6 protein-coding genes are annotated in these 9,142 nt (G+C 67.7%); all 6 read right to left on the bottom strand.

From position 1 onward, the window contains the following. Positions 1-29: 29 nt before the first annotated feature. The 6 genes from N7590_RS16145 to mrdA all read right to left on the bottom strand — a co-directional run bounded on the left by N7590_RS16145 (position 30) and on the right by mrdA (position 9,139). Positions 30-1,250, bottom strand: a complete 1,221-nt coding sequence (locus N7590_RS16145; RefSeq protein ID WP_164242970.1) for a D-alanyl-D-alanine carboxypeptidase family protein — start codon at positions 1,248-1,250, stop codon at positions 30-32. A gap of 100 nt (positions 1,251-1,350) precedes the next feature. Beyond that, positions 1,351-2,619, bottom strand: a complete 1,269-nt coding sequence (locus N7590_RS16140) for a septal ring lytic transglycosylase RlpA family protein (RefSeq protein ID WP_164242971.1) — start codon at positions 2,617-2,619, stop codon at positions 1,351-1,353. Continuing rightward, positions 2,616-3,761, bottom strand: coding sequence for a lytic murein transglycosylase B (gene mltB / locus N7590_RS16135; protein ID WP_006470749.1), 1,146 nt, complete (start codon positions 3,759-3,761; stop codon positions 2,616-2,618). The genes N7590_RS16140 and mltB overlap by 4 nt, the downstream gene beginning before the upstream one ends. A gap of 951 nt (positions 3,762-4,712) precedes the next feature. Then, positions 4,713-5,807 (bottom strand): rod shape-determining protein RodA, encoded by a 1,095-nt coding sequence (gene rodA, locus N7590_RS16130; RefSeq protein WP_164242976.1) that lies wholly within the window; start codon positions 5,805-5,807, stop codon positions 4,713-4,715. A gap of 147 nt (positions 5,808-5,954) precedes the next feature. Then, positions 5,955-7,067 (bottom strand): rod shape-determining protein RodA, encoded by a 1,113-nt coding sequence (rodA, locus tag N7590_RS16125; RefSeq protein ID WP_164242977.1) that lies wholly within the window; start codon positions 7,065-7,067, stop codon positions 5,955-5,957. Continuing rightward, positions 7,064-9,139 carry a penicillin-binding protein 2 gene (gene mrdA, locus N7590_RS16120; RefSeq protein ID WP_164242978.1) on the bottom strand — a complete coding sequence of 692 codons (2,076 nt, stop codon included), beginning with the start codon at positions 9,137-9,139 and terminating at the stop codon, positions 7,064-7,066. The genes rodA (N7590_RS16125) and mrdA overlap by 4 nt, the downstream gene beginning before the upstream one ends. Between the last annotated feature and the right edge of the window lie 3 nt (positions 9,140-9,142).

The following is a 9,142-nucleotide window of genomic DNA, read 5'->3' as shown; positions in this document are numbered from 1 at the left end:
CCTTTTCGTTCACCACGCCGCGGCGTGGATCATTCCGATTCCCACCACATCCAGAAGCTGTCCCACAGGCGCTTGAAGAAGCCGGCCTGCTCGACGGCGGCCACCGCCACCAGCGGTGCTTCGGCGATGACCTTGCCATCCAGGGTGACCTTCACGGTACCGACCTGCTGGCCGGCGGTGAACGGTGCCTCCAGGGTCTTGGGCACATCGATGCTCGGCTTCAGGTCGTTGTAGCGGCCGCGCGGCACGCTGACCAGCATCGGCTGGGCCACGCCCAGCTGCACCTTGTCGGTGGTGCCCTTCCAGACCTTGTGCTCGGCCACGGCCTTGCCCGGCTCGTACAGGCGATGGGTCTCGAAGAAGCGGAAGCCCCAGTTCAACAGGGCCAGGCTGTCATCGGCGCGCTGCTTTTCCGACGCGCCACCCAGCACCACGGCGATCAGGCGCTGGTCACCGCGCTGGGCCGAGCTCATCAGGCAGTAACCGGCCTCGGAGGTGTGGCCGGTCTTGATGCCGTCGACGCTGCCATCGCGCCACAGCAGCAGGTTGCGGTTCGGCTGCTTGATGTTGCCGACCTGGAATTCCTTGATCTTGTTGTACGCGTAGGTTTCCGGGTAGTCGCGCACCATCGCGCGGCCCAGCAGCGCCAGGTCGTAGGCGGTGCTGTGGTGGCCCTGCGCGGTCAGGCCGTGGGCGTTGACGAAGTGCGAGTCCTTCATGCCGATCTTGGCGGCGTAGCTGTTCATCAGCGACGCAAAGGCTTCTTCGCTGCCGGCCACGTGCTCGGCCAGGGCGATCGCGGCGTCGTTGCCGGACTGGATCGCCATGCCTTTTTCCATGTCTTCCAGGCGTGCGGTCTGGTTGACCGGGAAGCCGCTGTAGCTGCCATCGGTACCGGCGCCACCTTCGCGCCAGGCGCGCTCGCTCATCATCACCTGGTCATCCGCACGGACCTTGCCGTTCTTGACCTCGGCGGCGATCACGTAGGACGTCATCACCTTGGTGATGCTGGCCGGGGCCAGCTGCTCGTGGACGTTTTCGCCGGCCAGCACCTGGCCGGTGGCGTAGTCCATCAGCACCCAGGCCTTGGACACGCTCGGCGCCGGGGCCGGCGGAGTGGCGACAGTGGCCGGGGCAGCAGCGGCGGCGGCAGGCGCCGGCGTGGCCGGAGTCGGCAGCGGCGGCTGGGCGGAAGCCAGGCCCACCACCAGGGTGGCGGCCAGGGCAGTGGCGGCGGAACGGAAATTCATTGGACAGCAGGCTCCAGGGGACGGCCGGGAATGGAGGGTGGAACGTAACGGCCATTGTAAGGCCGGGGGAGCACGGGCCGGCAGCACCGGCCCGGGCGGTTCAATCCTTGACGATCTGCGGCGAACCCAGGCCCAGACCGGCGATGCGGCCGGCAAGTTCCGCGGCACTGGCATGGTCGCTGGCGGGAACGCGCAGGCGGAACAGGGTACGGCCACCGGCCGCGATGTCGCTGATGGTGGCGCCGACGATGCCCGCGGCATTGAGCTGGCCCATCGCGCGGTTGGCATTGTCGCGGTTGGAGAAGCTGGCGACCTGCACCATCACCGCGCCGACCACCTGCTGCGACAGGCTGGGCGTCGTCGGGGCGGGACGTACCGGGGCCGGCGCAGCCGCACGCGGTGCCGCGCTGGCCACTGCAACCGGTGCCGGTGCGGTGCTGCGCACCGGCAGTGCGCTCGGCGGCAGGCTGCTGACCGCCACGTCCGGCGCGGTGCTGGCTACGCCCTGGGTGGTGGCCGGCTGGCCGCGTGCCGGCATGCCGTCGGCCGGCAGACGCTGGACCAGGCGATCGATGTCGCTGTCGGCGGCGACCCGCGCGGCCGGTGCCGGTCGTGCACTGGCCACGGCGGTAGCGGCGGCTGCTTCGGCGGCGCGGCGCTCGCGACGCGACGGCTTCTGCGCCAGCAGGTTGCCCTCACCCGGCTGCAGCGCGCGCACCTCGACATTGCCGGTGCCGCGCTGGGTGATGCCCAGGCGCACGGCGGCGGCATAGCTCAGATCAACCACGCGGCCATCATGGAACGGCCCCCGGTCGTTGACGCGCACGATCACCGACTCGCCGTTGTCGAGGTTGGTCACGCGGGCGAAGCTGGGCAGTGGCAGCGTCTTGTGCGCGGCGGTGAACTGGTACATGTCGTAGACCTCGCGGTTGGAGGTCAGGCGGCCATGGAACTTGGCGCCGTAGTACGACGCGGTGCCGCGCTCGACGTAATTGCGGGTGTCGTCAAGCACGTTGTACGACTTGCCCAGCACCACGTACGGCGACTTGTTGCCGATCGCCGAGCGTTCCTCGGCGGTCACTTCCGGCTCGGGAATGCAGGCCACGTTGGGAATGTAGTCCGGCGTGCTGTCGCGCACGCCCGGTTTGTACAGGCCACCGGCCGTGTAGTTGCCGCGGGTGCTCAGGTCTTCCTTGGCCGCTGCGTACGGCGAACCGTCGGGGCAATGCGCCGGGCGCGAACCGCGGCCCTGCACCAGCGTGCCGCTGGACTTGCCACCATGGCCGGCCGTGGCCGGCTTCTTCGGCGCGCTGCTGCAGGCCGCCAGCGCGAGGACGATCAAGCCTGGGGCCAACCATCTGATGTTCATGCCGGGGGCAGCTCCTGTCCGGCGATGGCCTGGGACAACTGGAACACGGCCATCGCGTACATCTTCGAGAGGTTGTAGCGGGTGATCGCGTAGTAGTTCTGGAAGCCCAGCCAGTACTGCTTGCCGGTGCTGCCTTCAAGGGTGATCGGGGTAGCGGTGGCACCGGGCTGCACCGGCGCGCTCGGCTGGTAGCCACGCTGCGCCAGGTCGGCCAGCGACCAGGTCGGCATCCACTCGGTCGGGTTGAACTCCTCGCGCCCCGGCGCCAGCGTGGCCGGCACGGCGACCTGGCCGCCACGCACCCAGCCGCCCTTCTTCACGAAGTAGTTGGCGATGGACGAGAACACGTCGTCATAGCTGTTGAACAGGTCACGGCGGCCATCGCCGTTGCCGTCCACCGCGTAATCGAGATAGCTGGACGGCATGAACTGGCCCATGCCCATCGCACCGGCATAGCTGCCCTTGAGCGTGGTGATGTCCAGCTTCTCTTCGCGGCCCAGCTCGAACAGCTTGGCCAGTTCGTCGCGGAAGAACAGTTCGCGGCGCACTTCGCGTTCCAGCTTGGCCGGGTCGCCGCTGCGCGGGTAATAGAACGCCAGCGTGTACAGCGCATCCAGCACGCGATGGCTGCCGGCATTCTTGCCGTAACTGGTTTCCACGCCGATGATCGCCACGATCACTTCGGCCGGCACGCCAGTACGCTGCTGCACGCGATCAAGCTCGGCGCGATGCTGCGCCAGGAACGCGCGGCCACCATCGATGCGCGCCTTGCTGATGAACATCGGCCGGTACTCGTTCCACGGCTTGACCCGTTCGGCCGGGCGCGACATGGCGGCGATGATCGGCTGGCGCACCTGCGCCTGGTCGAGCACGCTGCTGATCTGCTCCGGCTTCAGGCCATAGCGCTTGGCGGTATCGGCAATGAAGCGGGCCCGCGCGACCTCGAACGGCACCGGGGTGAGATCGACCGGTGGTGCGGTGGCCGCAGTGGCTTCGGGCGCGGCCTCGGCCGGGCCATGGGCCTTGCTGGCGGGCTGGCGCGGCGTACTGCTGGCCTGGGGCGAAGACGGTGGGGACTTCGGCTGGGTCGCGCAGGCGACCAGGCCGAGGGTGAGCATGCAGGCCAGAGTGCGTCGAATCATCGTCGCAGGTTAGCAGGTCATGGATGAATTAAAACCCCTAACACCATGAATCACAACGATTTGCCCGCGTTCAGCGGGAAATGTGAAGACGTCGTGATCGACCCACCCCATTCAGATAGAGGTTGCCGGTTGCGCCCCCATCCCCGCAGACGCAACCGGCGACCGGATCCGGTCGGTACCTTGCGCGGCTGCCGCTCCCCAGTGGCAGTACCCCGCGCTCCCTGTACCCGTTGGATCAGTACTGCTTCCCGCCCGACGCCCCCTCGCGCTGCAACGATTGACGGCGCGCCGTGCCGAACGGGCCGCCATTGTGCAGGCCGATTACGACAAGTCCATTGATCAGGATCAACGCAGCGTAAAAGTGTGAACCGGATAACATTTTTTATGGACTTCGGTCAGTGGCAATGCAGCTGCGGGCTGCTGTGAGAACGCTTCCACAAGGGACGTTGCGCAGAGTCAGGATATTTCCAGCCAACGGCGCAGCCCCTCGTGGGTAGGGTTGGTCGCTGAAAGCCGGATTGCTGAGGGCTGGCCGGGTGGGTGGGCAGTGCGGGGACGCCGTGAACCCATCCATGGGGGCTTGGCCGCGGCATCCATGCCGCGGACACCCCGCACTGCCCACCCACCCGGCCGCTGACAGTTCACGGGTGTTCTCTACCCACGGAGAAAAAAAGAAGATCAAAAGCGGGTCGCGCGCTGCGCTTGCTTGTGAGCCGAGCATGGCTATGCCGGTCGTCCTGACCGGCACCCTTCGGGCCGTCGCCGTGGGCGACGTTGGCAGCGGCTCCTGCCGCTGCCTTCGGCTCTACACAAGGCAATGAAGCGATCCGCCAGGCCGCTTTTGCTTTTGCTTTTGATCTTCTTTTTTTTCGTGGGTGGACGCGCCCGCCCCAATTACATGACCCGCGTTACGCGCCCACCCACGAGGGGCTGCGCCGTTGGCTGGAAACCCTATCCCCCGTGCACCGGCCGGTGCCCGCGCACCGCCATCACCAACCCGATACCGGCCAACAGCGAAACCGCCGATGTCCCGCCATAGCTGATCAACGGCATCGGTATGCCTACCACCGGCAGCAGGCCGGAAATCATTCCACCGTTCACCAGGACATAGACGAAGAACGCCAGCCCCAGGCTGCCGGCCAGCAACCGTGCGTGCGTGTCGCGTGCGTGCACCGCGATCCACAGGCAGCGCCCGACCACGAACAGGTAGAGCGCGAACACCGTCGCCACACCGATCCATCCGAACTCTTCGGCCAACACTGAAAACGCGAAGTCGGTCGTGTATTCGGGCAGGAAATCCAGCGTGGCCTGCGTGCCCTGCCCCCAGCCGCGGCCCTGCCATCCACCGGAACCGATCGCGATGCGCGACTGCAGGATGTTCCAGCCGGTGCCGAGCGGGTCCGCCGCTGGGTCGAGGAAGGTCAGCACGCGATCCTTCTGGTACTGCCGCAGCAGGCCGAACCACGCCAGCGGTGCGGCCAGCGCCAGCCCGGTCGCGCCAGTGGCCACCCAGCCCCAATGCAGGCCGGCCAGCAACAACGCAAACACGCCGCTGGCCATGACCAGCGTGGCGGTACCCAGGTTGGGCTGCATCAGGATCAGTACCGCGGGAACTCCGATCAGCACCGCGGCGGTCAGCACCGTGCGCGGCGACGGCGGCAGTGGTTGCCGGTGCAGGTACCAGGCCATCATCAGCGGCAGGCTGAGCTTGAGCAGCTCGGACGGTTGCAGGTAGAACACACCCAGGTTGAGCCAGCGCTGCCCGTACTTGCCGGTGCCGATCACGTACACCGCCATCAGCGGCAGCATCGACAGCGCATACAACGCCGGTGTCCACGCGCGCAGGCGCAGCAGCGAAACCCGCGACAGCAGCCACATCGCCAGCAGGCCACCGGCAAAGCGCGCGGCCTGCCCGGCCACCGGGCCGGACACGCTGTGCAGCACCGCCAGGCCGGCGCCCATCAGGATCAACAGCGCAACCAGCAACGGCAGGTCGATCGTGCGCACTGCCTCACGGCAGCCGCCAAACAGTCGTTTCCATTCCACGCGGGCACGGTAGCAATGCGTGCTTGCGTGAAGCTGTCAGGGTGCTTCTGCGTTTGTAGAGTCGAGCCATGCTCGACTGCCTTTCGTAATGCGTATGCAGGCCCTGAGTCGAGCATGGCTCGACTCTACAGAAGAGCGCGGCCGGCGTTACCCGTAGCCGCCGTGTACCGGATTGTGGCTGCGCACTGCCATCACCAGCCCGAAGCCGGCCAGCAGCGATACCGCCGAGGTGCCGCCGTAGCTGATCAGTGGCATCGGCACGCCCACCACCGGCAGCAGGCCGGAAATCATCCCGCCGTTGACCAGCACGTACACGAAGAACGCCAGGCCGGTGGCACCGGCCAGCAGCCGCGAATAGGAATCGCGCGACTGGCTGGCAATCCACAGGCAGCGCCCGATCACCACCAGGTACAGCGCCAGCACGGTGGCAACGCCGATCCAGCCGAATTCCTCGCTCAGCACCGAGAACGCGAAGTCGGTGGTCTGCTCGGGAATGAAGTTCAGGTGCGACTGCGAGCCCTCGCCCCAGCCCTTGCCGTCGAAGCCGCCGGAACCGATCGCGATCTTCGACTGGATGATGTTCCAGCCCGCGCCCAGCGCATCCATCTCCGGGTCCAGGAACATCATGATGCGGTCCTTCTGGTACGGCCGCAGCAACCAGAACCAGGCCAGCGGCGCGACCGCGGCCACGCCGCCCACGCCCAGGCCGACCCACCACCACGGCAGGCCCGCCAGCAGCAGCACGAACACACCACTGGCAGCGATCAGCACGCCGGTGCCGAAGTCCGGCTGCAGCATCACCAGCCCGGTCGGTACACCGATGATCACCAGCGCCACCAGCACGGTGTTGAAGCGCGGCGGCAGCGGCATCCGGTGCAGGTACCAGGCCACCATCATCGGCAGGCTGACCTTCAGCAGCTCGGCCGGCTGCAGGTAGAAGAACTTGAGGTCCAGCCACTGCCGGCCGTACTTGCCGGTGCCAAGTACGAACACCGCCAGCAGCGGGATCATCGAGATCGCGTAGATGAGTGGGGTCGCCGAGCGGATGCGCAGGATCGGCACCCGCGAGATGCCCCACAGCGCCGCCATGCCCACCGCGAAACGCGCCCCCTGGGCCATCACCAGGCTGTCGCCACCGGCGCTCTTCAAGGTGGCCAGGCCGATCACCATCAACGCGCCCAGCGCCAGGCACAACACCCAGTCCAGCGTGCTGAAGAAGCGGCGCAGCATGTCGCCGGCCCAGCGCAGGAACACCTTCATCGTGCAGGCTCCGCAGAGGTCGGGCGCGGCGTGGCCGGCAGCGCGGCGGCGGCCGGTGTGACCGGCGGCGGTGCCGGACCCGGCTCCGGCGCGGGCACGCCGACCAGCACCGGGTGTTCGGCCAGCTGCGCGGCCGCCAGATCACCGGCCTGGCGCGCGCCGGCATCTTCGTTGTCGAACGCGGTGGCGCCGATGGCGGTGGTGCCGCGCTCGCTGTCCAGCGGCTGCATGCCTTCAGGCATCTTGCCCAGCAGATAGGCGTCGAACACCTTGCGTGCGATCGGCGCGGCCGCCGAACCACCATAGCCGCCGCCCTCCACCGCCACCGCGATCGCGATCACCGGGTTTTCGACCGGCGCGAAGCCGACGAACAGTGCGCGGTGTCGCAGGTGCATCGGCAGGCTCTTCGGATTCACGGCGGCCGTGCCCTTGCGACTGATGACCTGCGCGGTACCGGTCTTGCCGGCCATCACGTACGGCGCACCCACCGCCACGCGCCAACCGCTGCCGCCGGGCCGCATGGTCGCCATCATGCCCTCACGCACCGCCTGCAGGTTGCTGGGGTTGGGGCTGACCGGTTTGATCTCGCCGGGCGACGTCGCCGCCCAGTCGCTGTCGAAGCCGTCGCGCTGCTGGATCACCAGGTGCGGGGTGCGCAACTGGCCGTCGGCCAGCGCGCTGACGCCACGCGCCAGCTGCAGCGGGGTGACCTTCCAGTCGCCCTGGCCGATGCTGATGTTGACCGTATCGCCGGGGTACCAGGCTTCCTTGCGGGTCTTCCGCTTGTAAGCCGGCGACGGCAGGATGCCACCGATTTCGCCGGTCAGGTCGATGCCGGTCGGCTGGCCAAAGCCGTAGTACTCCATGTAGTGGTCGAAGCGCTCGATGCCCAGGTCCAGCGCCAGCTTGTAGTAGTAGGTATTGACCGACTCGGCGATGGACTTGCGCAGATCGGTCCAGCCGTGGCCGCCGCGGTGGGCGTCACCCCAGCCGCGCGAGGTGCCGGGCAGGTAGAACATGCCGGTGGACAGCACCTTGTCTTCCGGGCGGCGCACGCCCGAATCCAGGCCGGCCAGGCCGATCAGCGGCTTCAACGTGGAACCGGGGGCGACGCCACCGAGCACCAGGCGGTTGAACTGCGGCCGCGACGGGTTCTCGTTCAGCGCCTTGAAGTCGGCATGCGAGATGCCGTTGACGAACAGGTTGGGGTCGTAGGACGGCAGGCTGACCATCGCCAGCACTTCGCCGGTACGCGGGTCCATCGCCACCGCCGAGCCTTCCTGGTCGCCGAAGGCGGCGACCATGGCGCGCTGCAGGTCGGCGTCGATCGACAGCCGCAGGTCGGCACCGGACTGCGCGGCGACGCGGCCGATGGTGCGGATCGCACGGCCCTGCACGTTGGTTTCGACCTGCTCGTAGCCGACCTTGCCGCGCAGCTGCTGCTCGTAATAGCGCTCCAGGCCGGACTTGCCGATGTGGGTCAGCGCCGCATTGCCTTCACCGAGGATCTCCAGATCCTTGTCATCGACGCGGCCGACGTAGCCGATGATGTGCGCGAACAGATCGCCGTAGGGGTAGCGGCGGGTCAGGTAGGGCTCCAGCTCGACGCCGGGGAAGCGCCAGCGGTCGACGGCAAAGCGCGCCATCTCCTCGTCGCTCATGCGCAGCTTCAGCGTGACCGGCAGGAACTTGCGGCGCGCCTTGCGCGACTTGTTGAACGCTTCCAGTTCTTCCGGGCTGATGCTGATGATCTTCGCCAGCCCTTCGAGGGTGGCGTCCATGTCCTTGACCTTGTCCGGGGTCACGTCCAGGCGGAAGGCCGGTACGTTCTCGGCCAGCAGGCGGCCGTTGCGGTCGTAGATCATGCCGCGCCCGGGCACCACCGGCCGCGGCTTGATGCGGTTGGCCTCCGAGCGCGTGGCGTAGACGTCGTGGTCCAGCACCTGCAGCTTGAAGTACCAGCCGCCCAGGCCCAGCAGGCAGACCAGCACGCCCAGGAAACCCAGCGCCGCGCGACGGCGGAACTGTTCGGCTTCGGCGTGCGGGTTCTTGACCTGGCGGCGCGGAATCATGGC

Origin of the sequence: Stenotrophomonas sp. GD04024 (assembly GCF_029837545.1) — a bacterium.
Classification (GTDB): Bacteria; Pseudomonadota; Gammaproteobacteria; order Xanthomonadales; family Xanthomonadaceae; genus Stenotrophomonas; species Stenotrophomonas forensis.
This window is presented reverse-complemented; position numbering and strand designations above follow the sequence as displayed.

Coding starts and splice junctions, on each gene's coding strand:
- mrdA (WP_164242978.1), bottom strand. CDS start 9,139: ATGATTCCGCGCCGCCAGGTCAAGAACCCGCACGCCGAAGCCGAACAG.
- mltB (WP_006470749.1), bottom strand. CDS start 3,761: ATGATTCGACGCACTCTGGCCTGCATGCTCACCCTCGGCCTGGTCGCC.
- N7590_RS16140 (WP_164242971.1), bottom strand. CDS start 2,619: ATGAACATCAGATGGTTGGCCCCAGGCTTGATCGTCCTCGCGCTGGCG.
- N7590_RS16145 (WP_164242970.1), bottom strand. CDS start 1,250: ATGAATTTCCGTTCCGCCGCCACTGCCCTGGCCGCCACCCTGGTGGTG.
- rodA (WP_164242977.1), bottom strand. CDS start 7,067: ATGAAGGTGTTCCTGCGCTGGGCCGGCGACATGCTGCGCCGCTTCTTC.